The sequence below is a fragment of the Streptomyces sp. WAC 01529 genome, from assembly GCF_003945545.1.
Taxonomy (GTDB): Bacteria; Actinomycetota; Actinomycetes; order Streptomycetales; family Streptomycetaceae; genus Streptomyces; species Streptomyces anatolicus.
The window spans coordinates 6,805,575-6,828,042 of the sequence record NZ_CP029617.1 but is presented as its reverse complement, the minus strand read 5'-3'; the positions used below and the strand labels follow the sequence as shown (position 1 = coordinate 6,828,042).

The 22,468-nt window shown below is 70.6% G+C and carries 24 protein-coding genes; 7 read left to right on the top strand and 17 right to left on the bottom strand.

Annotated elements, in window-relative coordinates:
- Window positions 1-512: 512 nt before the first annotated feature.
- From DMA15_RS30405 to DMA15_RS30320, 17 genes are all read right to left on the bottom strand, one after another.
- The gene (locus tag DMA15_RS30405) at window positions 513-1,499 is read right to left on the bottom strand and encodes a SpaA isopeptide-forming pilin-related protein (RefSeq protein ID WP_240660030.1); all 987 of its coding nucleotides are present in this window, start codon (window positions 1,497-1,499) and stop codon (window positions 513-515) included.
- Between the two features lie 106 nt (window positions 1,500-1,605).
- Window positions 1,606-3,246, bottom strand: a complete 1,641-nt coding sequence (locus DMA15_RS37705; RefSeq protein WP_240660029.1) for a DUF317 domain-containing protein — start codon at window positions 3,244-3,246, stop codon at window positions 1,606-1,608.
- Between the two features lie 288 nt (window positions 3,247-3,534).
- Entirely contained in the window at window positions 3,535-4,770 is a 1,236-nt protein-coding gene (locus DMA15_RS30390) for an ATP-grasp domain-containing protein (protein ID WP_125518099.1), read from the bottom strand.
- A 62-nt stretch (window positions 4,771-4,832) separates the two neighbouring features.
- Entirely contained in the window at window positions 4,833-5,168 is a 336-nt protein-coding gene (locus DMA15_RS30385; protein WP_240660028.1) for a hypothetical protein, read from the bottom strand.
- A 41-nt stretch (window positions 5,169-5,209) separates the two neighbouring features.
- Window positions 5,210-6,448, bottom strand: a complete 1,239-nt coding sequence (locus DMA15_RS30380; RefSeq protein WP_125515907.1) for an MFS transporter — start codon at window positions 6,446-6,448, stop codon at window positions 5,210-5,212.
- Window positions 6,445-7,023, bottom strand: a complete 579-nt coding sequence (locus tag DMA15_RS30375; RefSeq protein WP_125515906.1) for a hypothetical protein — start codon at window positions 7,021-7,023, stop codon at window positions 6,445-6,447. The genes DMA15_RS30380 and DMA15_RS30375 overlap by 4 nt, the downstream gene beginning before the upstream one ends.
- Complete coding sequence (locus tag DMA15_RS30370; protein WP_125515905.1) at window positions 7,020-7,937, bottom strand: helix-turn-helix domain-containing protein; 918 nt, start codon at window positions 7,935-7,937, stop codon at window positions 7,020-7,022. Before DMA15_RS30370 ends, DMA15_RS30375 begins: the two co-directional genes overlap by 4 nt.
- Window positions 7,938-7,967: 30 nt before the next feature.
- Window positions 7,968-8,378: a hypothetical protein gene (locus tag DMA15_RS30365; protein WP_125515904.1), complete on the bottom strand. Its 411-nt coding sequence runs from the start codon at window positions 8,376-8,378 to the stop codon at window positions 7,968-7,970.
- Window positions 8,379-8,388: 10 nt separating this feature from the next.
- Entirely contained in the window at window positions 8,389-8,832 is a 444-nt protein-coding gene (locus DMA15_RS30360) for a hypothetical protein (RefSeq protein ID WP_125515903.1), read from the bottom strand.
- Window positions 8,829-9,290 (bottom strand): hypothetical protein, encoded by a 462-nt coding sequence (locus tag DMA15_RS30355; RefSeq protein WP_206302875.1) that lies wholly within the window; start codon window positions 9,288-9,290, stop codon window positions 8,829-8,831. Before DMA15_RS30355 ends, DMA15_RS30360 begins: the two co-directional genes overlap by 4 nt.
- Window positions 9,266-9,718 (bottom strand): hypothetical protein, encoded by a 453-nt coding sequence (locus tag DMA15_RS37140; RefSeq protein WP_206302874.1) that lies wholly within the window; start codon window positions 9,716-9,718, stop codon window positions 9,266-9,268. The genes DMA15_RS30355 and DMA15_RS37140 overlap by 25 nt, the downstream gene beginning before the upstream one ends.
- Before the next feature lie 230 nt (window positions 9,719-9,948).
- Window positions 9,949-10,671 (bottom strand): hypothetical protein, encoded by a 723-nt coding sequence (locus DMA15_RS30345; RefSeq protein WP_240660027.1) that lies wholly within the window; start codon window positions 10,669-10,671, stop codon window positions 9,949-9,951.
- A gap of 38 nt (window positions 10,672-10,709) precedes the next feature.
- Complete coding sequence (locus tag DMA15_RS30340) at window positions 10,710-11,399, bottom strand: hypothetical protein (protein WP_125515902.1); 690 nt, start codon at window positions 11,397-11,399, stop codon at window positions 10,710-10,712.
- A gap of 223 nt (window positions 11,400-11,622) precedes the next feature.
- Window positions 11,623-12,258, bottom strand: a complete 636-nt coding sequence (locus DMA15_RS30335) for a DUF3631 domain-containing protein (protein ID WP_125515901.1) — start codon at window positions 12,256-12,258, stop codon at window positions 11,623-11,625.
- A complete protein-coding gene (locus DMA15_RS30330) occupies window positions 12,255-12,743 on the bottom strand; it encodes a hypothetical protein (protein ID WP_125515900.1) in 489 nt (162 codons plus the stop codon). The genes DMA15_RS30335 and DMA15_RS30330 overlap by 4 nt, the downstream gene beginning before the upstream one ends.
- Window positions 12,740-13,390, bottom strand: coding sequence for a DUF4913 domain-containing protein (locus tag DMA15_RS30325; RefSeq protein WP_240660026.1), 651 nt, complete (start codon window positions 13,388-13,390; stop codon window positions 12,740-12,742). The genes DMA15_RS30330 and DMA15_RS30325 overlap by 4 nt, the downstream gene beginning before the upstream one ends.
- Before the next feature lie 168 nt (window positions 13,391-13,558).
- Window positions 13,559-14,314 carry a site-specific DNA-methyltransferase gene (locus DMA15_RS30320; protein WP_125515899.1) on the bottom strand — a complete coding sequence of 252 codons (756 nt, stop codon included), beginning with the start codon at window positions 14,312-14,314 and terminating at the stop codon, window positions 13,559-13,561.
- 508 nt (window positions 14,315-14,822) lie between these two features.
- Here DMA15_RS30320 and DMA15_RS30315 point away from each other — a divergent pair.
- The 7 genes from DMA15_RS30315 to DMA15_RS30285 all read left to right on the top strand — a co-directional run bounded on the left by DMA15_RS30315 (window position 14,823) and on the right by DMA15_RS30285 (window position 22,290).
- The gene (locus DMA15_RS30315) at window positions 14,823-15,953 is read left to right on the top strand and encodes a C40 family peptidase (RefSeq protein ID WP_125515898.1); all 1,131 of its coding nucleotides are present in this window, start codon (window positions 14,823-14,825) and stop codon (window positions 15,951-15,953) included.
- Window positions 15,954-16,090: 137 nt separating this feature from the next.
- On the top strand, window positions 16,091-16,405 hold the full coding sequence (locus tag DMA15_RS30310) for a DUF6112 family protein (protein ID WP_125515897.1): 315 nt from the start codon (window positions 16,091-16,093) through the stop codon (window positions 16,403-16,405).
- Window positions 16,402-17,103 carry a hypothetical protein gene (locus DMA15_RS30305; protein ID WP_125518094.1) on the top strand — a complete coding sequence of 234 codons (702 nt, stop codon included), beginning with the start codon at window positions 16,402-16,404 and terminating at the stop codon, window positions 17,101-17,103. Before DMA15_RS30310 ends, DMA15_RS30305 begins: the two co-directional genes overlap by 4 nt.
- A gap of 35 nt (window positions 17,104-17,138) precedes the next feature.
- On the top strand, window positions 17,139-18,527 hold the full coding sequence (locus DMA15_RS30300) for an ATP-binding protein (protein ID WP_125515896.1): 1,389 nt from the start codon (window positions 17,139-17,141) through the stop codon (window positions 18,525-18,527).
- 84 nt (window positions 18,528-18,611) lie between these two features.
- Window positions 18,612-20,084 (top strand): SCO6880 family protein, encoded by a 1,473-nt coding sequence (locus tag DMA15_RS30295; RefSeq protein WP_125515895.1) that lies wholly within the window; start codon window positions 18,612-18,614, stop codon window positions 20,082-20,084.
- A gap of 66 nt (window positions 20,085-20,150) precedes the next feature.
- Window positions 20,151-20,624 carry a DUF6238 family protein gene (locus DMA15_RS30290; protein ID WP_125515894.1) on the top strand — a complete coding sequence of 158 codons (474 nt, stop codon included), beginning with the start codon at window positions 20,151-20,153 and terminating at the stop codon, window positions 20,622-20,624.
- A 151-nt stretch (window positions 20,625-20,775) separates the two neighbouring features.
- Window positions 20,776-22,290, top strand: a complete 1,515-nt coding sequence (locus DMA15_RS30285) for an ATP-binding protein (protein ID WP_125515893.1) — start codon at window positions 20,776-20,778, stop codon at window positions 22,288-22,290.
- The last annotated feature ends 178 nt before the right edge of the window (window positions 22,291-22,468 follow it).

Below are 22,468 nucleotides of genomic sequence, written 5' to 3'. Positions count from 1 at the left end.
CGACAAATAGCGCAGGGTCGGAACACTGCCTCTTCACCAGTGGGCGGGGGTGGAGCCCGCGGAGTATTCGGTCTGGGTCACGGACCAGCAGCTGCGGCCGATCGAAGGGGTTGATCTGTCGGTCGTCCCGACGCATCGGCGCCTGGAAGGACCGCCGCCGACGAAGCCTTCCGGCTGGGTCGTGCGCCCCGATCCCCAACGCCGTGGCGGCATGCTCGTGCATGATGCCGCGTGTCGCCACGCCACAGGCGGAGGACGGGAGTTGGGCTCCCTTGGCGCCCTGGATGCACTGATGCGCCCCGGAACGAGTGCGTGCCACGACTGCGCTGCCGCCGAAATCCTGTTCCCTGCAATGGAATTGGGGCAGGGGTACGGTTAGCCGCCGCTCTGAGCGCCGCGGAGCAGCTCCTCAGCCATGGGCACCAGGTCCTCTCGACGTCTGAGCTGGGACATGACGAAGCCCCCGGAATCGCGAGGCGGATTCCGGGGGCCGTATCAGCGGCGTGTGTCTGCTAGCTCTCGGTGGAGCCGTCGCTGTCTGAGTCGTCCGTACGGCGTCGGCGGGAAACTATGAGTGCGCCGCCGCCGGCGGCAAGGAGGAGAGCGGCGCCGCCTATCAGCCACGGGGTGGCATCGGCGCCGGTGTGGGCGAGGGAACCGTCGGGCTCGGGGGTCGTCGTGCTCGATGCGGTCTCGTCGGGGGCCGGGGAGCCAGTCGGCTTCTCCTTCGTCTCCGGCGTGCCGTGGTCACCGGAGCTTCCGGACGTCGGCTTGTCCGAGGGCTTCTCCGTCGGCTTCTCGGTCGGCTTCTCGGTGGGCTTCTCCGAGGGGTCGGGGCTCGGCGGGGTGGTTTGGGTCTTGGCATTGGTGACGGTCACGGTGACCGGGGCGCCGGGCTTGGCCTTGAAGTCGCGCTGCTCCTTGTAGAGGTCGTATCCCGCGGGTGCCTTCGTCTCCCTGACCCAGAAGTTGGTGCCGGTGCGGTTGTCGACCGGGAGCTTGGCGGTGGCGGTGCCCTTGTCGCCGGTGGTGAGGGTGAGGAGGGTCTTGTTGCCGGTGCCGATGTTGACGGTGGCGCCGGGCAGGAGCTTGCCGCTCTTGTCGTCCTTGGCCTTGAGCAGGACGGAGGCGGGCTTGAACGGATCGATGATGGTGAGCGGGGCGTCGGTGCCGGGAGTGACGATGACGTCCTGGTCCTCGACGACGTCGTGCAGCGGGCTGCCGCTGGAGGTCTCCTTGAGCCGGTAGACGCCCGGTGCCAGGCCCTTGAAGGCCAGATGGCCCTCGGCGTCGGTCTTGCCGCTCCCGACTTCCTTGCCCATGGAGTCGTAGAGGGCGAAGGACGCGCCGGCCAGGACGTCGCCGCCCGCGTCCTTCTTGAGGATCGCGACGCCTCCGCCCTCTGCGGCGTTGCGTGGGGCGGGTGTGGTGGAGGCGGGCGGGGTCGGATCCGGGGTCTGGGCAGAGGCGCTAGGGGCCCAGGCCAGGGATCCAGTCACGGTGGCGGCGACGGTGAAGACCGCAGTCGGCAGAAGACGGGCGGATCGGGGGTGCAAGTAGGAACTCTCCCGGTAGAGGGCGAAATTGATGAGGCGAAGGGGTTGGTCAGCGGGTCCGGCTCGGGCCGAGGAGCCCAGGGGGCGCAGGGACTGGCGTGGAGACGGACATCTGCTGCGACGGGGTCGTTGCCGCGACGTACAGGAGGCGACGGGTGTGGAACGGGACGTCTCTCACCGCGCGGCTCACCGGCTCCGTGGAGACCAGCGACGCGGTAAAGGCGGCGGCCAGAGTGGTGGGCGTGCCGTAGGAGAAACGGGCGCGCCAATCGGGCTCGCTCGGGTATCCGCCCGAGGCCGACCAGGTGGGCGAATCGACATCGACGATGGCGTAGCGATGCCGTACGACGCTGAGGGAGTCCGGAGCGCGGAAGAACTGGGTGCCGTCGGTCTTGATCTCGTGGCTCCAGCCGCGGGTGAGGAGCTGCGTGTATGCCTCCTGCGGCGGGGTGTCGTCTTCTAACAGCCGGTCCTGGTCGCTGTGGCGGTCTTCGAGGTAGAGGTCGACCAGTTCGTGGTGGAAGTCGTGCAGCAGCTCGACGGGGGTGGTGGCGTCGAAGGTGACCTGCCAGGCCGCGGGGCCGAACGGGGCGCGGTTGGCGGTGACCGTCCATTTCCCCAAATGCGGGCTGTCGGCGTCGGGGGCCAGGCTGGCGACCAGTCGCAGGCAGGGGCTGGTGGCAAGGGCTGCTCCGTCGTCAACTTGGTGCACGGGCCAGTCCTCGGGGAAGGGCCAGGCCATACCGAGGTCGATGGGCCCAGTGCCGGCCAGGTGCCGGGGCAAGACCTTCACATGCTGGTCGGGACTGAGGCTGCTGAAGGGGTCGGTTGACATAGGGCGGGTCCTCAGCGGCGGCGGGCGGGCAGGGCGGCACCGGCGACGGCCGGGGGGAGCGTGGTGGTGCTCCAGCGGGGGATGCTGCGCGTGCCGAGCGCGGGCGGGCGACGGCGGGCGGGCGGCGGCCTGCTGGACGTCGAGCGGAGTCGGCGCGGGAGGCTTCGGTGGCACCACGGGGGTGAGCTGGGCGAGTTGGGTGAGCCGGGGAGCGAGGTTGTTCCTATAGCGGGCGACGGGGGTGGGGTCGATGAAGGCGGCGGCGGTGGCGGCGATGAGGTGCTTGGGGGTGCGCGCCGTGAAGATCGCCTCGGCGCGGGTCCCCCAGCCTTCGGGTCCGGCCCACAGCTCCACGGTTTCGCGGTCAGGATCGGTACCGACGACGTCGATGCTTGCTCCGGCCAGCCCGTCGGGGGCGATGATCTCGACCGTGCCGCGGGTGAGCGGGCGGCGTTCCCATCCGGCGTCGAGTAGGGGCTGTATCGCGTCGGTCCAGCGGTACGAGGAATCAGCCAGGAAGCTGTCGGTGTCCGTGCTCCATTCACGGGCGAGGGCGCTGGTGAGGCCGTGGACGATCTCGGGCGGGGTGTTCTGGTTGAAGGTGGCAGTCCAGGTGGCACGGGACACGGCGTCCTCGGCTGCGCTGATACGCCACACGTCGTAGTCGTCGCCTGCCCAGCCGATCTTGATGCGGTGGTCGGGTGAGGTGACGACCGTCTGGAACGGGCTGTCGTCGAGGTGGTGGTGCGGCCAGTGTTTGACGGGGTCGAAGCTCGGATCGGCGTGGCCGGGCAGGCCGGCGAGGTAGCGCGGGGAGACGTAAACATCTCCCTCGATCGGTGTGGGGTCGGTCATAGGCGTATCCGTCGGGGTCAGGAGGGAAGTCAGCAGGTGGCCGTCGGTCACAGGGCCGACGCGGGGCCTCAATCGGCGCCGACCAGGGCTCGGGTCAGGCGGAGTTGTGCCTAGAAGAGGGCTCTCACTAGGCAGGGGCCGACGAGGAGGGCCACGACGGCCTGGGGCGTCGGGTCACCCCAGGCCGGCTGAGACCAGCGGGCGCGTGCCCGGCCGATCGATCGCACCGGTGCAGGCCACCGCGAGCGCGGGTTCCTGTTCAGCGAGCCGGGCTCGGCGGCGCGCGGGTTATGCCGGGGACGCGGAGGGCTGGGGTTCGACGGCGAGGGTCAGGTGGCCAAGGGCCTCTTCGGCGCGGGCCTGGGCGGTTTCGGCCGTGGGGCCGGTGGTGATCAGAAATCCGGCGCGGGCGCTGAACATGTCGCCGGCGGGCGGCAGGGTGACCGCGTCGCCAGCCGCGCGTTGGAAGGTGACGCGGTCCAGCCACGGTGTGCGGGCGGCGAAGTCGGCGTCAAGGTGGCAGTGGGTCAGGGTGCCGGAGGTTTTCGGGTACAGCAGCCGGATCGCGGCGGCGCTGTGGGTGGTGCGGGTGAGGTCGGGGGCCTGGCCGCAGGCGGTGTCGGCGGCGGCGCGGGCCAGGTCTACGCCGGTGGTGAGCTGGACGAGGTGGCCGATCATGTCGCCGCCGATACGGGCGTTGACCTCGATCAGCCGGGGGTGGCCGTCGACGAGGCGCATCTCGACGTGGCTCACGCCGTCGGTGATGCCGAGTGCCTTGATGGCCGCGGCGGCGACGGGCGCGACCTGGTCGAGCAGCGGATCGCCGGCATCGACGCTGTGGGCGATCTCCTCGAAGAACGGCGGGGCGCCGAGGGTCTTGCGGGTGACGGCTACCGCGGTGGTGTGACCTCGGTGGGTGACGCACTCGACGGAGACCTCGGGACCGTCGAGGTACTCCTCCACCAGCACCTTGGTGCTCTCGATACCGTCGCGGGCCCCGGCGGTGGCGAACTGGAAGCCGCCGGGCAGTTCTTCGGCGCTGTTGACGCGGATGACGCCGATGCTGCCCGCGCGGGCAGCCGGCTTGAGCACGACGGGGTAGCCGATCGTCTCGGCGGCGAGCGCCGCCTCCAGCAGGGAGTGGGCGGTCATTGACGCGGCCGAGGGCACGCCGTGGTGGGCGTACAGGGTGCGGGCACTCGCTTTGTTGCGGGCGGCTTCCATGACCTCTGGGCTGTTCGTCGGCAGTCCCAGGCGCCGCGCCAGGCGTGCGGTTGGAACGAGATACCACTCGGTCCACGTCGCCACGCCGGTCAGCTCGTGCCGCTCGGCGAGGGCCTGGCCGGCGGCGGCCAGTGCCTGGGCGTCGTCGGGATCGGCGATCTCGAAGTCGGTGATGAACTCCCGCTCCCAGGTGGGTGCGGCGGGGGTGATCAGGACGACGTTGTACCGGGCGGCGACGGCTTCCAGGCAGTAGCCGCGGTACGCCTCGGCCTCCGGATCGGCGGTCGATATGACAAGGATGGCGGGCAAGGACTCTCCAAAGGCAAGCAGACGGGGGGCGGTTCAGGCGCGGCGGTCAAGGTTCAGGGGGCACGTCGGCGACGCAGTTCGAAGACGGAGGCCCACTCGGGGTGGTCCGCGATCAACTTCCGCGCATACAGCGCGCTGTAGTTGTTGTTGATCCCGCGCAGCCCCTGCGGCAGTCGCCAGCGCAAGTCCTCGAACAGGTCCTTGAGCCCGATGCGGGTGGCCCCGGCGGCGAGCCGTTCGTCCGCCAGCTTCTCCAGGGCCCGGTAGACGTAGGGGTGGGCTGCGTCGAAGGCGAGGAACTGGTCGGTGATGGTGGGTCTGGATCCCGCGCGGGAGGAGGGCCGGGCGAGCGGTATGTCGGCTTGGGCGGCGTCAGCGGGCACGGGCATCGGGCGGATCTCCAGGACGCGAAGGGCGGCAGGGCAGGGGGTCAGGCGAGACGGGCGTGAAGTGCCGGGAGAGTGCGCAGGCGCAGGAAGGCCAGGCACAGGCCGAGGGCCTGCACGGCGGCGCAGATGGTGATCACGTGGCCGAGCAGGGCGGGCGGCACCGTGGCGACCAGGACGCCCGCCAGCGGGAAGGGCAGCAGGAGCAGCAGGATCGTCAACGAAAGGGTGGCGCCGAACACCTGCTGCGGGATGAGGTGGGAGCGCAGGGTGCGCAGGACCACCGTCATGCCGCCCTCTCCGGCCATGAGCACCGCGATCAGCACGAGGTACGCGGTGTAGGTGTGGGTGAGGGAGACGGCCAGGCACGCGCTTGCCGCGACGGTGGCGGAGAGCGCGCCGACGGGCCACAGGCCGAAGCGGTCGATCGCGCGGCGGCACACCGCGACGGTGATCAGGGAGGCGAGGGCGGCCACCGACCAGATCAGGCCCACGTCCGCGCTGGAGTGTCCGAACTGCTGCACCACGATCACGGGGGCCGCGGCCTGGAGCAGGCCGATGGCGAGGTTGGACAGGGTCAGTCCGCAGACCAGCCAGCCGAGCGCGGGCAGGGAGCGCAAGGTCGTCCATCCAGTGCGCAGCCCCGCAAGGAGGGGCTGCGGCAGCTCGGTCTTGGTGGCGTGCTGCCGGGGGGCGAGCGCGCACGCCAGGAGCGAGAAGACGGCGATCGTGGCCAGCATCCCGGCCGCCCCGGTGCGCTCCAGCAGGAGGCCCGCGATGGCGGGTCCGGCCAGGGTGCCGACCTGGTCGATGCCCAGCAGCACCGACTGCACGCGATGGGCACGCTCGCCTGCCTCGCGGCTGGCGATGCCGCCTGCCGTCTCCGCCGCGATGTAGGAGAACTCGGTGAGCACGCCGGTCGAGGCGGCGAGCACCATGACCGTGACCGTGGTGGCCGGTCCGGCGTCCAGCTGCGGCAGGGCGAGGGCGGCGGCCAGGACCACGATGGCTCGCAGTGCCGAGGCCAGTCGCAGAACGCGGGTGGTGCCGTGGCGGTCGACCATCGCTCCGGCGACGGCGAACGCGCCCAGGCGTGGCATCCACTCCAGCGCGAACGCCACGCCGGTCAGAGCTGCGGAGTGGGTGGTGGCGAGCACCAGCAGCGGGATGCCGTACGTCGTCATCGCGAAGGCGCCGGCGTCCATGCTGCGGGGCAGGTAGATGCCGCGCACCAGGGTGGGGACCGGTCGGCGGGCATGCCGGGGCCCGACACTGGATCTCACGCAGCGGTCTCCATCTCGTCCGCCGTGCGGGCGGTGTGGAGGGCCATGTCGTGCTGGAGGCTCACGTTGGCCTGGAGCCAGGCGGTCAGGGCGGCCTGCGGGCCGTCGAGGGCCGAGGTGGCCTGCGGGCTGAGGACCGCTCCGCCGGGCAGCAGCAGTCCTCCGGAGGTGCCGACCCGGGCGACATCGCGGGCCAGAGCGGGATCCTGGCCGAGCAGGGGGAGGGTGTGCTGGACTCGGGTGACGAAGTCGCTGGTGGCAGCGGGGAACTGGTGGGTGCGGGCCCAGTGTGCGGCCGTGTCGTAGACATCGGCGAGGTCCTCGCCGCTGTCGGTGAGCCGGTAGCGGACTCGTTCGTGCTCGTCGCCGTACACGAGGCGGAAGTCGCGGGCCCGGTCGATGGCGTGGCCGAGCTGGTTGGCGGTCAGGTTGCCGAAGGCGGCCTGCAGGCTGCCGCGACGGCGGTTGATGGGGCCGTTGTCGGCGATTTCGCTGACGAGGCGGATCAGGGCCGGCAGGGCCAGCCCGCGGATGGCCTGGCGCTGGTCGAGGCCGTCGGTGGAGTGTCTGGTCATCGGCGCTGGCCCCCTGCCTGGGGAAGGGCGAGGGGGCGCACCGGTATCTGGTGCGAGAAGAGGTCGCCGGGCTTCCAGGCCGTGTGCGGCGTGGCCGGAGCCGGGGTGGACGGCGGCTGGGTGGTCAGGGCCGGGGTGGTCGTGGCGGATGCGGGGGTGGCTGGCGCCGGTACGCGGGGCTGGGTGGTCAGCCACGGCCCGGACTGGGTCTGCGCCGCGGCCGGGGCCTGGCCCCACACGGGGTGAGTGTCGGCGAGCGGGCGTCCGGCGGCCCAGGCGGCGAGAGCTCGGTAGACGGGGGCGAGCGCATGCCCGTTGGAGGTCAGTTCGTAGGCGCGGCCGTCCTTGCGGACCAGGCCGTCCTCGACCAGTCGGTCCACCTGGGGGTAGATGTTGCTGAGCCGGTAGCCGGGCATCGCCGCAGCGGCGAGCGCCTTGGCGCTGGTGGCGCCGCGGGCCTTGAGCACCCACAGGATCGCGGTGGCGTGACGGGGGCCGATCAGTGCGAGGGTGTCTTCGATGTTCTGCGCGGGCGCGACCTGGGTGAGCGGCTCCAGCTGGCCGGTGTCCTTGTTCTGCACCAGGGGCTTTTCCAGGTGCTCCTCGCCCCAGGCGGCGATCACCGTCAGGACGGGCATGAGGTCGGCGCCGCGGCCGGTCAGACCGTAGGTCACATGGCCCTGGGCGACCTCGGTGCGCTCGACCAGTCCGGCGTCGGCGAGGCGGCGCAGCTTGGGGTGGAGCGTGCCATCGTTGAGCCAGGACAGGCGCGGCTTGATCTCCGCGTAGCGCAGGGGCTGCGCGGACAGCGTCATCAGGATCCACACACTCCACAGCGGGGTGATCATCTCCAGCGACTCGGTGACGCGTTGCACGTCGACCTGGGTGGAGCGGGGCAGACCGGTGGTGGCCAAGGGGGTAACTCCTAGGGCGGGGCGGGCGAATCAGCGGGTGTGGGTGGCGGCGGGCTCCATCGGCCTCGGCGGCACGGAGGTGGTGAGATCCACTGCCGTCGAAGGCGCGGGGGTGCGGTGCAGGCTGGCCAGGACGGCGCTGACGGTCTTGGCGTGCGCGTCCCGGGTGGCGACGGATTCGGCAATCCGGCGGGCGCAGTCGAGCAGGTGACCAGCTTCGAACCTGCCGATCTCCCGTTCCGGAGAGGCCAGTTCACGCAGACGCTGGAGCTGGAAGGTGATGTTGCGCTCGGCGAACTGCAGATCACTGTGGCTGCTCGTCAGGGCGGCGAGCATGGCGCCGGCCGGTTGGCTGTCGGCGTGGGCTTCGAGGGCGGCCATCGGCTGGCCGTACAGGTTCTCGATGCGTTCGGCGATGGTCTCGGACGTGGTGTGGGGCAATCGGGGGCTTTCACAGTCGGCGCTCCCGCGCCGCCCCGGCACGGGCAGGTGCCGGGGCGGGCGGGAGCGTGGTGGTGCGCTTGGGCCCGGTGAGCTGCACCGGCCGCTCGGGGCAGGCTCCGGGCGGCGGCATGGTGCGCAGCAGCTCGCCGAGCGCCGTGGCGTATCCGTCGCGGGCGGACAGGGCCGCCTCCATCCACTGCGCGTCGAACCGCAGGTCATCGGCAAGCAGTTGGCCCATGTCGTGGTCGGCGGCGGTGGCGTCGTGAATGCGGTCGCGGACCCGGGCGACCTGTTCCTCGGCCACCGCCAGCCAGGAACGCAGCTCCAGGGCGCGCAGCAGGGCGGCGGACGCCTCGGGGCCCGCGGCCTGCGCGTACAGCTCGCTCAGCGAGGCACCGAAGGCTTGAGTCAGGGCCTCGTCCTGGCCGGTCGGCTTGAGTGCGACACTCACCGCGTCGCTCCTCGCACCGGCACGGATGGCGTGGGCGCGCCGCTCGGTATCGGTGTGGTCTGAAGGGCCGGCCTGCGGCGGGGGGCTGCGTCGGCTCCGCGCCAGGCGCCCGGACCCTTGCGTCCCAGGGAGTTCGGGTCGGTGTAGTGGCGTACGACCATCGCCCGCCCGTCGCGGACGGCCACGGCGGCGTTGACTTGGTGGGCCAATTCCATGACCGGGTCATCCAGCACGTCACCGGGAGCGCGGTCGAGGGCCGCGACGAGGGCGTCTTCGGCCTTCTCCAGTACCTCCTGGGCCTCGGCGAGCAAGCCGTACCACTTCACGACGACGGTGGCGTCGTTGGATGCGTGCGGGGCAACGGCCACCGCCCGGCGCAAGTCGGCCAGCGGCATCTGGAAGCGGGCCTCGATCTGCTGGGTGATGACGCCCATCACGTCGTCGGCGTCGTCGGACACGACACGGCTCCTTTCCTTAGAAATGCGTGGGCGAGACAAGAACGCGTGCCGCGCTGGTCAGAGGCGAAGACCGCGAGAAAGTGCCAGCCCCCGGCGAACTCGCATGAGTGCAGGACCGATTGCAGGCATGTGCGATCCTCGTGATTGGCCTGTGCGCCGCAGACCCAGCCCCTTACACCGGTGTTCTTGTCGGTGATGTAGTGCCAATTGCCGCTGCTCTTGCGAGCCGTGAACTCGTGGCTGGCATAGAGCACGCCGGTGGCGGTGATCTCGGCCGATGCCTTGCAGCGGATCGTCACGGACTTCGTGCCGACCTTCCACGAGCCGCACAGGTCACACTGGCCGCTGACCAGCGCAGTGGCGGGAGCCCGCGAAGCTCGCGGACGTGCCGACGACGAGCGGGAGAGCGAGCGAGTCGAGAACAGCAACAGCGACGGCTATGCGGGGTGAGCGCATGAAAGATTGACCTCCAGAGGAGAAAGAAGGGAAAGCGGGACCACACCCGGACTGACCGGGCGGGCAGTGGTTCAAGAGTCCGGAGAATCCCCGGTTTCGCTAACCGGGGATGTGCTGCTATGTTTCGCGCTTCTACGGGCACCCAGCCCTCAAGGATCCACGTCGAAAGAGATCCTGCGACAGCGCAAATGGGCTGCTGCGCTTATCGAGTTGGGCCCGTTCGCGGCGCTGGGGCGGCGGGCATAGCGGGCCCTGCGGACGCGGCGGTGTACCGGGTCGCCGGCGCGGCGGTCGGCAGGGGAACGTCCTCGCCCGACCAGTGGGCGTGCCACCAGGCGGTGGCCTGCTCGTAGGTCGAGAAGCCGCCTTCGCGCAGGGTGTGCGTCCAGTGCTCGGTGTCGACCTCGTGCAGCAGTACCCGGAAGCGCAGCGGTGCCTTCTCGTCGATGGCGGCCAGGAGCACCGTGATCTGCATGCGGGCCGGATCGTCGTCGGTGTAGCTGGTGACGAGGGCGAAGTGGTCGCCGTCGGCAGTGAGACGGTCCTCCAGCGCCTTGGTGGCCTCGTCGGCGGCATCGGTTCCGATGCCGGGAGGAAGACCAATGGCCTCCTTGGGGCAGCCGCGGGCGATCAGCCAGCTCTGCGCCATAGGCACCAGGGCCAGCCTCTCGTGCTGGAAGCGGAAGGTTCGGGCTTCCACGTCCCGCTGCAGGTGGAGGGCCACCAGCTGCGGCTCGCCGGGGATACCCCAGGTCACCGCGCCGTTGTGCAGGATGTAGTAGCTGTGCCGCTGATCGTCGGTGTGGTGCTCGGTGAGCACGGCGAGTTCAGTGGATTCGATTTCGATGTGCTGCCAGAACTGCTCGGCGACACGATCGTTGACGGCGTCGTAGCCGTCGAGGCGGAAGTCCGGGGATGAGGGCATAAGGGCTTTCGGAGCAAGGCGAACACGGGATGCAGGGTTCAGCGGCGGGCGGGAGTGGCCGCGGGCCAGGTACCGGGCCTGGGCGCGGGAACGGCGCCGGGCACCTTGGGCAAGCGTGGGGCGGTCACGGCCGCACGGCCGGTGTCGGTCAGCGTGACGGGCTGACCTGCCGTGACCGGACGAGAGGTGTCGCGCACCACCAGGCGATCCTCTTCGAGGCGTTGCAGCTGGCTGTAGGGGATGCGGGTGCCGGAGGCGGTGACGACGTACAGCTGCTGCGTCAGCAGGTTCTGGCGGAGCTTGGCGCCCTGGGTAATGGCGAGCAGCGCCGCGATGTCGGGCGCCGGGAGGTTCGGCACGTCGCGCGGAGCACTGTCGCGGGCGGCGGCCTCGACAGGCTCGAGCGCGGCAACGGTCTGCACCTGCCGCTCGTCGCGGGTGCGGGCCGCGTCCTCCAGCAGGTCGACAGTCCGGGCGATGCGCTCGAACAGCGCGCCATCGACGGGGTATTGGCCGGAGGAGAGGCTGTTGAGCTGGCATCGGTAGAAGGTCACGTTGGTCTCGGCCTGGACGAGGGCCCGGTGGGCGTCGACCAGGTGCGCGTGCCGTTCGTCGAGCAGGTCGCGGTCGCGGTGCTGCCACAGGCGGTCGATGCTGTGGCCCACGGCCGCTTCGATGCGGTGATCCAGCTGGGTCAGAGCCTTCTTCACCGGCGCGTTGGGGGGCATGGGGAAGATTCCTTGGGGTGTCACGAGGGCCGGTGTACGAGGCCGCTCACGCCGAGGGGCAGGCGCACGTCGAGGTGCGCTCCGTGCCGCACCTCGCGGACGGGGCCGAGGCGGCGAAGGGGGCGGAGCATCGGCTGGTTCGACACCTCGGTGTAGATGCTCGGGGTGTGGGCGCCCCGGCCCTTGGCCGTGTGTCGGGCCAGCGCGGTGCGGATGCCGCGCCTCAGCAGGAGCAGACGGGCAGCGCCGCCTGCAGGGAGCTGCGCAGGTACCCCTTGAGCTGGTAGGTGCCGAAGCGGACGTTGCGGGGCCGTGCGCCGTAGGGGGCCAACAGACGGCCCAGCCGGTGTGGGGTGAGTTCGGCGTACGACCAGCGGTCTTCCGCCATGCCGGGCAGATGGCGGAGGCGGTCGGTGAGAGCGGCCGAGGACATGGCAGCCGGATCGCCGTCGGCCGCGAAGGCGTCGAGACACGCGTGAACGATCGTGTGCTCGGCGACCGGGCAGGAGCGGCAGTCCGCCTCGCCCTCGGCGGTGTCCACCTCGTCCTCGGCGGTGTCCACCTCGCCTTCGTCGGAGGCTGGGGAGCAGCAGCACGGGATGCTCAGCAGGCGGGTCAGCTCGGCGCCGGCCAGCAGGCGCAGGATGAGGACGTCGGTGAGCTGCTCCAGCTGTTCATGGGCATCGGCGAAGCAGACGGTCGGCCTATCGCCGGCCATGGCGAGGAGCTGCGCATCCAGCTGCTGAACTCGGCAGTGAGCATCCAGAATTGCCCAGTGGTGCGGGTTCTCCTGCGAGATGCCGAGTCCCGCGAGGGCGGCCGTGAGGTCGTCGAGGCCGGAGGGGGAGTGGGTCGTCAAAGAGTGCGGTCCTTCGGGGGCGGGGAGAGAGCGGGGCGGGGAAGTCCGGGCACGGCGTACGGCGGCGGGCCCGGGCTGGGGGCTTCGCGGCGCGCCTCCAGCTGCGGAGAGCGGGAGCGGGCGGCATGGGCGAGCGCGCTCACCGGGCGGCGGGTGATCCCCAGGCGTTTGCGGGCGACGTTGTACACCTCGTGGCGCTCGCGCGGGCGCACGGCCACCACGTGGATCTCGGCGCGGTGCGCCGATCCCGGCGGGGCCGGGCGCTGGGCGTAGACGACGCGCCAGGCTTTGCGGTGATCGACGTACAGCTTGCGGTAGTCGGCCAGTTCGCCGAGCAGCCTGGGGCCGAACTGCCTGGCGTTGACGACGTCCTGGAGCTGGGCGAGGGCCAGGTCGCGGATGTCGCCGGGTGCCTGGAGGAGGTCGGTCAGGGCGCGCGGGTCGAAGGAGAGGCCGAAGGCGGGCCGGTGCTCGGCCCCGCTCATGCGGCTTGGTCCGGCTCGCCGGGCTCCGGCTGGTCCGCGGAGGCCGAGCGTGCGGAGCGGATGGAGGAGGCCGGGCCGGGCAGCAGGCGGTGCGCGTCGCGGTCGGGGTCGGTCTGGCAGGCCGAGAGCGGTCCGCCAGGGGCGCGCACATGGGCCAGGCAGTGCGTGAGGAAGTCGCGGTGCCACACGAACATCCCCGACGGCCCGGCTTCGGGGTCTTTGTGCTGCTGGTAGGCCATCCACAAGGCGTGGAGCCAGGCGACGACGTCGTCGTGCTCCTGCCACTTTCTGCACCACGGGGCCGCGGTGGTGACCTCGGCGCCATAGGTGTCGATGAGGAAGCCGTCGACCCAGTCCGTCAGAGCGTCGAGCTCGTCCTCGTATTCCTCGCCCTCCAGTTCCAGGATCGGGCGCGGTTCGGGCGGCGCCTGGATCGGCGCTCCGGGCATCCCCGGAAGGCTGGGCATGCCGAACGCCGCGAAGGGCGAGGGGTCCGGAGGTGCGGCAAGGCTGTCGAGCTGCCGGGCCTGCTCGGCCTGCTGCTCCATGAGCTTGCGGACGCTGGCCTCGACGCTCTCCAGATTCGAGTCCGGCAGCCGGACAGGTTCCCTTTCCCCGTCGTCGGGGAGGTCTATGGATTCAGGCACGAAAGAGGTCTCCTTGAAGCCGCGGCCGGTGGGCGTGAATGACGGCTCCACGATCCAGAGAATCCCCGGTTTCGCTAACCGGGGATCCGGTGCTATAACGCATCACCCGGCACGGGGAATGACGGAGCAGAAGCCCGCTATCGCCCCGCGCCGGGCATGGGAAGACGCCTAGGCAGACAGAACGAAGTCATCCTGGGACAAGATCTGCTGCACCGTCTCGGTCAGCCGGTCGGCTGCCACCTCGGCGTACTCGCGGGTCTTCTCCACCCCGATGAACGAGCGGCCTTCCAGCAGGGCCGCTACCCCGGTGGACCCGGATCCGGCGGTGAAGTCCAGGACGGTGCCCTGCTCTGGGCAGATCTTGACCAGCTCCCGCATCACCTCCACCGGCTTTTGCGTGATGTGCTGGCGGTTCTTGCCCGAGGGCTGCGAGGCGGAGTAGAGGCCGGGCAGATAGACCGGGTTCCGGGAGCCGTCGATCGCGCCCTTCGAGCCCCAGATGATGAACTCACAGTTCTGGGTGAAGCGGCCCTTCTGGGGCCTGGCCTGGGGCTTGTGCCAGGCCAGCACGCCGCGCCACAGCCAGCCGGCCGCCTGCAGCGCGTCCGTCGTCGTCGGCATCTGCCGCCAGTCGGTGAACAACAGCGCGGTGCCGCCGGGCTTGGTCAGCCGATGCGCCTCGGTCATGATCTGGGTGAGCCAGAAGCCGTAGCTGCGCTGATCCATGTTCTCGCCGGTGAAGTCCGGCAGCTGGTGCTGGGCGTCGGCGGAGGTGTACTTCTGCTTCGCGCTGCGGCTGGTGCGCTCCTTCGCTGTCCGGCCGCCGGAGTTGTACGGCGGGTCGGTGATGACGGAGTCGACACATCCGTCCGGCAGCGTCGCAAGCACGCTCAGCGCGTCGCCCTGATGCAGGGAAAAAGGCAAAGGGATACCACAATTCGGTTCGGGTGAGGATGGGTTTTCGCTCCGGCTCGCGTACACAACCCGGCGGAATTGCTGCAGGCATGACGATGGCCACGGACCGCAATGCGGGATGCGAGGGGGAGGAGCCAAAACTGTAGGGCACGATCCCCGGTGGAGCGGTGTCGCCGCCAAAGTCCGCGCAATCAAGCCTTGGTCACGTTTGATTTCGGGGACCGGGGATCTGGGCTTACTGTTTTGGAGCTGCCCGGCGGACACCGCCGTTGGCCAACTCCCCCTCCCCTGCCCTCACCGAGGTACCCCCTTGCCCGAACCCACCTGAACCCGACCGACGCACGCACATCGAGGTGCAATCCGCCGCGTGCGTCGGGGCCCCTACTCACCCGCCACCGGCTGCCGCGGCCCCCCGCCCACACGCCCCGCGCGGCCAGGACTCCACCTTCAAGGACGCCCTTGTGACAACTCCCTACCCACCCCTGCCTGAAACCCCGCCGCCGGGAGGCGCGCCGGATTGAAGGCGATAGCCGCCGGCATCGGCGTCGTCTTCCTCTCCCCCCTGCTGCTCGCGGGCACGGCCATGATGATGGCCGCCGCCTCCAGCGAAGCCGCCGAAACCACCAGCGGGTTCAGCGGATGCCTGCACGACGTCGACACGGACACCGTCACCAAGCAGGTGACGAAGATCCTCAACGGAGCGTCCGGCAAAGACGTGAAGGTCGAGGGCCTGTCCATGCCCGCCGAGCAGGTCCCCAACGCCCAGACCATCGTGGCCACCGGCATCTCGCTCGACGTGCCCAAACGCGGCCAGATCGTCGCGCTCGCCACCGCCATGCAGGAATCACGCCTGCGCAACCTCAACTACGGAGACCGCGACAGCCTCGGACTGTTCCAGCAGCGCCCCAGTCAGGGCTGGGGAACCGCTCAGCAGATCCACGACCCGGTGTACGCGAGCGAGAAGTTCTACAAAGCCCTGCTCAAGGTCAAGGGCTGGCAGCAGATGACCGTCACCCAAGCCGCCCAGGCCGTGCAGAAGTCGGGCCTGCCCGATGCGTACGCACAGTGGGAACCGCTGGCCACCGCCCTGCAGAAGGCCATCGCTGCCACGTTCCCCAGCACTGGCTCGGACAAGCCCTCCGACGGTGACTCCAAGGACAGCGACAACCCGGCCGCCGGCTGCGGCCCGGCCGAGGACGGCTCCTCCTACGGGCGTATCCCCGAGGGCAGCGTGCCCAAGGGCTACACGATCCCGAAGAACGCCGACCCCAAGGCCCGCAAGGCCATCGACTGGGCGATGCACCAGCTCGGCACGATGTACCAGTGGGGCGGGTCCTGCACGGCCGCGCACGGCCCTGACCCGATGGGCCGCTGCGACTGCAGCAGCCTGATGCAGCAGGCGTACGCCAAGGCCGGCGTCAAGCTCACCCGCACCACGTACACCCAGGTCAACGAAGGCAAGGCCGTCTCGCCCAGCAAGCTGCAGCCCGGCGACCTGATCTTCAGCCGCGGCACGGCCCAACGCCCGGAACACGTCGGCATGTTCATGGGGGCAGGACTCGTCATCGAGGCCCCCAGGACCGGCAAGCCGGTACGCATCACTCCCCTGAAGGACTGGGCGATTCTCGCCGTCCGCCGCGTCCTCTGACGCCGCCCCTGCCCAGGTCCCGCACCTGGCTGGCCGGGCCGGCCCCTCTCGGCGTCATCGCGCCACTCCCCCTTTTCTCCCTTCCCCCTTTCGCCGGGCCGCAGCCGGCCTGCGCACGCAAGGAGTCCGCCACACGCATGCCCATACCTCTCGCTGACCGTGCCATCCAGCTCGCCTACGACCCAGGGATCTCCCCCAAGGGCGGCGGCCTGCCCGGCCTCGCCGTCCTGAAGAACGTCGTCAACTCGATCAACCTCTTCGGCATCATCGCTGTCGTCGGGGCCCTGGCCGTCTCCCTCGCCGTGTGGGCCTGGGGTCACCACACCGGCGGCCACCAGGCCGAAGCCAACGGCAAGAAGGGCGCAACCGTCGCAGCCGGCGCAGCCCTTGGCCTGGGCGCCGCCAACGGCGTCGTGGCGTTCTTCAGCGCTCTGGGGTCGCAGGTCCACTGATGAAACGATTCCCGTCCTTCTCTCTGTCCTCCTACGGCACCGGCTGGTCGGCCTCGTCCAACCGCCGTATCGCCACCCTCACGGTGGCCATCGCCGCCCTGCTCGCTCTCGCCGCCACCGTCGCCTTCTTCACCGGACGCGGCAAGGACGGCCACCACAGCGAGTGCGGCCCGCCGTCCACCGCGGGCAGCACCGCTCCTTCCCAAGCCACCCCGAAGCCGGGCGGAAAGGAGGCGGGGTCCGTTCCCCGGCCACCGCAGATCGCCGATCCGGTCGCCTACGCCAAGGCCGCGGCCCAGATGCTGTGGTCCTACGACACCCGCGACACCAGCCGTGACCAGCAGCTCGCCGGCATGAGCGCGTGGATGTCGAAGGAGACCAAGTACGCCGACTGGAACTCCGTAGCCGCCCAGGTACCGGATCCGACTCTGTGGTCACGCATGGCCGACAACGACCAGCACGCCACCGCGACGGTCACCGAAGGCCACTTCCCCTCCGCCTTCAAAACAGCCCTGGCCGAGGACCCCTCCGCGATCACCAAGGCGTACATCTACGTCGTCACCGTCAACGGCAAACAGACGCTTGCCTGGAAGAAGGGCGGCGGCGGAGCCGAGGAACGCGCCGTGACCCTGGCTGTTCAGTGCCGCCCCAGCCACGACTGCGCGCTGTCCGCGATCGCCCCCAACGTCACGCAGTGACCCACGCCTAAGAGCAGAAAGGAGCCCAACACCCCGTGGGTTTCTGCGACTACCCCCTGGCCGACAAGCTGTGCTCCATCGGCGGCGCCGCCAAAGGCGCGGTCGACTTCGCCAGTGACCCGGGCAAGGTCATCGGCGACTGGATGGCCAAGTCGGCCGGTGAACTCGCCGCCGCCTCGGCCGATCTGGCCGCCAAGGCCGTGAACAAGACGACCAAGGTCGACCTGAACGCGGGCTGGTTCCGCGACAACTACGAGATGATCTTGCCGATCGGTTTGATCATCCTGGTCGCCACCTTCTGCGCCCAACTCATACGGGCCGCGATGAAACGCGACGGTCAGGCGTTGACCCAGGCATTCACCGGCACCGCTTCCGGCGTGCTCTTCGCCTTCAGCGCCATCGCATTGACCACCGTCGCGATCGAAGTGGTCGACGCGTTGTCCGACGGCCTGTTCAAGGCAGCACACCTGTCGATCGAATCCGCAGTGCGGCGCATGGTCAAGGTGAATCAGATTCCCGGCCTGGCCGGGATGGGATGGCTCGTCGCCGTCTTCGCCGCCATCGGAGCTGCCATCGGAGCGGTTCTGTACTGGTGCGTGATGATGGTCCGCAAGGTCGGCATCCTGGTCATGGTCACCCTGGCCGTGTTCGCCGGAGCCGGCGGCGGCTGGGAAGCCGCCCGCCGCTGGCGCCGCGGCTGGATCGAAGCCACCGCCACCCTGGTCGTCAGCAAGCTCCTGATGACCGTGATCTTCGTGCTCGGGATCGCCGCGATGGGCAAGACGGAGGCCAAGGACGGCCTCGGCGCCCTCGCGGACGTCATGTCCGGCATCGTGATCATGGTCCTGGTGCTGCTCTGCCCGTACGCGACCTTCAAGTTCGTTCACTGGGCCGCAGAAGGCACGGACGGCGAATCGATTCACCGTGCCGGTGGCGCCGGCGCCCAGCTCGCCCGGCAGCACACCGAGCGCGCGGGCCGCAAGGCCGCCGCCATGGCAGCCACCGCCGGAACCGGTGGCGCGGCGGCCGGAGCGGGCGCCGCACCGCAAGGGCCCGACTCGGTGCCCGGCGGTGGCTTTCCCGGCGATATCGCCGCCAACCCCACGGGGGGCAGCGGCAAGGAATCCGGCAGCCCCGGTGGTTCCTCCGGCGGCCAGGGCATGGAGGACGGGCTGGAGAAGGCCGTTCAGCCTCCGCCCACGCGCCCCACCGAGGACACCAGTGGTCAGTTCGGCGGCACCCCCGGCCAGGGCGGCCCCGGTTCGGGTGCGCAATCCCCCTCCGGCGGCGGGTTCTTGTCCAACCCGTCCGGCGCTTCTACGCCTCCGCCGCAGGGCGCGCCCCCCTCGCCGAACTCGGCTTCCTCGGACGGCGCCAGCGGCGCCGGAGCGCCCCCTCCGCCTCCCCCGCCCACCGGCATCTGACCCCGCCCCCTCACGCCGGAGCGGCACACACCACGCCCCCGTGTGTGCCGCTCCGGCCCCGCCCGCGCACCACCGGAACGGCCCTTGTCTGAACTCACGATCACCCCCCTCACGGTCAAATTCCCGCACAGGTCCAAGCGCGGCATCCTGCTCGGCCTCACCCTTGCCCAACTGGTCCTCGTTTCTGCGGCGCTGGCATTGCTGCTGGTCACCGTCGTCAGCACCGGGCTGCTCGGTGCGATCGTGCTCGCCCCGCTGTGGGCCGGTGTCACCGCCCTGGTCGTCATCCGCCGCAACGGAAAGTCGCTGATCGACTGGGCACCGATCGTCGTCCGCTTCGCCCGGCGCCGCCGCAACGGGCAGACGCTGTGGCTGGCCCGGCCGGTCACCCGCCCCCGCCAGGACGGCACCCTCCACCTGCCCGGCACCGTCGCCTCCCTGCGCGTCGTCACCCCCGGCGACTCCGCCAACCAGGCCGCCGCCGTGCACGACCCGCACGGCCAGACCCTGACCGCCGTCGCCCGCGTCTCCTCCCGCGCCTTCGCCCTGCTGGACCCCGCAACGCAGAACCACAACGTGTCCGGCTGGGGCAGGGCCTTGGCGGGCATCGCGCGGACCGGCCACGTCGCCTCCGTACAGGTCCTGGAGCGCACCGTGCCCGACAGCGGCGACACCCTGGTGCGCCACTGGAGCCAGCAGGGGCGGCCCGAGACCCCGGTCGCCGGGCAGGTGTACTCCGAGCTGGTCGCCTCCGCCGGGCCCGCCGCCGCCCCGCACGAGGCGTACCTGGCCATCTCCCTGGACCTCAAGGCCGCCAAACGCCTCATCTCCCAGGCCGGCGGCGGCCTCACCGGCGCCTTCACCGTGCTGGAGCAGACCACCAGCGCCGTCGCGCTCGCCGCCCGCAGCGCAGGTCTGATGGTGACCGGGTGGCTGACCGCCCGCGAGATCGCCGCCGTCATCCGCACCGCCTACGACCCCAAGGCGCTCTCCGGCCTGCAGCAGTGGTCCCAGAGCGGACGGGCCGAGGCCGACCCGACCGCCGCCGGGCCCGTCGTCCAGGTCGAGGAGTACGACCGGGTCGCCACCGACTCCGCCCGACACGTCACCTACTGGGTCGAGGACTGGCCCCGCACCGAAACCGGCGCCGGGTTCCTGCACGGGCTGATGTTCACCGCCGGCGTGCGACGCAGCCTCTCCCTCATCTATGTGCCCCAGGAGCTCGAGTCCGCGCTGCGCGACGTCCAGCGCAAGAAGGCCGCGATCATCTCCGATGCCGCCGAGCGCTCGCGCCGCGGACAGGTCGACTCCGAGGCCGACAGCGTCGAGTACGCCGACGTCAAAACCCGCGAGCGCCAGCTGATCGCCGGCCACGCGGATGTCGCGCTGACCGGCCTGCTCACCGTCTCCGCCGAGACCGACGCCCTGCTGGACGCCGCCTGCGCGCAGATCGAGACCGCCGCCGTCACCGCCCAGGTCGACCTGCGCCGCCTCTTCTACCAGCAGCCCGACGCCTTCACCCTCGGCGCCCTGCCTCTGGCCCGCACCGCCCTGTAGTCCCCACCCCGGCCCCGCCTCATGGGGCCCGTGCCCTGCCACACCGGCAGGAAGGATCCTCCCCCTTTGACCTCAGCCACCCCCGTCGGCGACGCACACCCCTACCTGCGGGCCGCCAGCGCCGGAGTCCGCCACCACACCCGCGCCCTCACCACCGAAGCAGACACCGCTCCGCCCTCGGCGGACCGCACGCACCTGGACGTGCTGCACACACACCTGGTCGCCCTGCACCGCCTGCTCGACCAGCTCCAGACGGCCACACGACCGCCGCACTCGGCGGCAGGACGACATCTGGCCACGGCCGGAACCCGGCTGTGGCAGGCCGCCGCCGCCGTCCACGACGCCTTCCACCTCCTGCCCGCCCAACACGCAACCTCTGCGGACGAGGAGGAGTGCCATCCCGAGCGGCTCCCCGAAGGCCCGCCGGTGCTGACCATCTGCCAGCGCCACCTCGCCGCCGGCCACCTCGTGCGCCGCACCACCACCCCCACCGACCTCAACCGCCCCGTGCACGGCCACACCACCGCCTGCGCCCAGTAACTCCCCCTCAGCAAAGGGCCCTTGCATTGCGCACACTCCAGCGCTCCCCCTCCACGGAGGGCGGCAACAGCTACGGGCGCTGCCAGTTCGCCACGTCACCGGCTGCGTGATCCCCCGCTGCCCCGCGCCGTCACCTGAAAGCCACTTAGTCATGAGCCACCGGCCCGCCCGGCGCGCCCGCCGCGCCTCCGCCTCCCCTCTGTTCACTCCGCACGGCACCGACCGCGCCAGCCGCAAAGCGGCCCGCCGTCAGCTCGCCGAGGCCGCTGCCAAGGCCCGCGCCGAAGCCTCCCTGCACCCAACCGGCGCCGAACCGGCCGAGCAGGAGATGCCGCACCCCCTCTTCCCGTCCGGCGGTCGCCCCGGCCCCGCCTCCGCCCGCGGCGGCAAACTGAAACTGCCCGCACACCGCATGACCACCGCGACCGTCGCGGGCGCCTACCCCTTCCTCGCCGAAGGCGGCCTCGGCGCCGAGGGCATCTACATCGGCCGCGACGTCCACGCCGAAGCGAGCTTCTGCTTCGACCCGTTCGCCCTGTACGGCAAGATCGAAGGCTTCACGAACCCCAACGTCTTGCTGGCAGGCGTGATCGGCCAGGGCAAGAGCGCCCTGGCGAAGTCCTTCGCCCTGCGCTCGGTGGCCTTCGGCTACCGCGTGTATGTGCCGTGCGACCCCAAGGGGGAATGGACCCCGGTGGCCACAGCCCTCGGCGGCACCTCCATCGCAATCGGCCCCGGCCTGCCGGGCAAGCTCAACCCCCTGGACGCGGCCCCGCGCCCGCCCTCGGTCTCCGAGACGGACTGGGCCAGCGAGATCCGCAAACGACGCCTGCTCCTGCTCGGTTCCCTGGCCCGCACCGTCCTCGGGCGGGACCTGCTGCCGATGGAGCACACCGGACTCGACGTCGCCCTGGACGCCGTGGTCACCCGAGCCGCAGCCACCGCACGCACCCCGCTGCTCGGCGACATCGCCGCCATGCTCAACAGCCCCGACGACCTCGACGCCGCGGGCGGGTTGATGTCCGGCCGCCTGGGCGACGCCTCCCGCGACCTCGCCCACGCCATGCGCCGCCTGGTGCACGGCGACCTCGCCGGAATGTTCGACGCCCCCTCCACCGTGAACTTCGACCCCGACAGCCCGATGCTCACCATCGACCTGTCACGACTGGGCGGATCCGGCGACGACACCGCCCTCGTCCTCGCCATGACCTGCGCCTCCGCCTGGATGGAATCCGCGCTCTCCGACCCCAACGGCGGCCGACGCTGGATCGTCTACGACGAAGCCTGGCGCCTGATGCGCCACCCCGGCCTCCTCCAACGCATGCAGAGCCAATGGAAACTGTCCCGCGGCCTGGGAATCGCCAACCTCATGGTCATTCACCGGCTATCCGACCTGCTCACCGCCGGCGACGCCGGATCCCGCGGACGAGCCCTCGCCGAGGGCCTGCTCGCCGACTGCTCCACTCGAATCATCTACCGCCAGGAAACAGACCAACTCCACGCAGCCGCAGCACTCTTGGGCCTCACCTCCGTGGAGAGCGACGCCATCGCCCACCTCAACCGCGGACGCGGCCTATGGAAGGTCGCCGGACGATCCTTCATCGTCCAGCATCTGCTTCACCCACAGGAATTGTCACTCTTCGATACAGATGCCCGAATGCATTAGGAACTCCGGAGGCTCATGAATTCCGATGCCCAGCGCGAACTGATACCTCGCGACGACACCCTTGAGATGATCGGCGCCCTCAACGACCTGAGGGCAAGACTCGTCGCCTCCGCCGAGAGGCACCAGCTGCTGCACGAAGCCGGCCGTGTACCAGCCGCGCCGTCCTACACCGAACTGC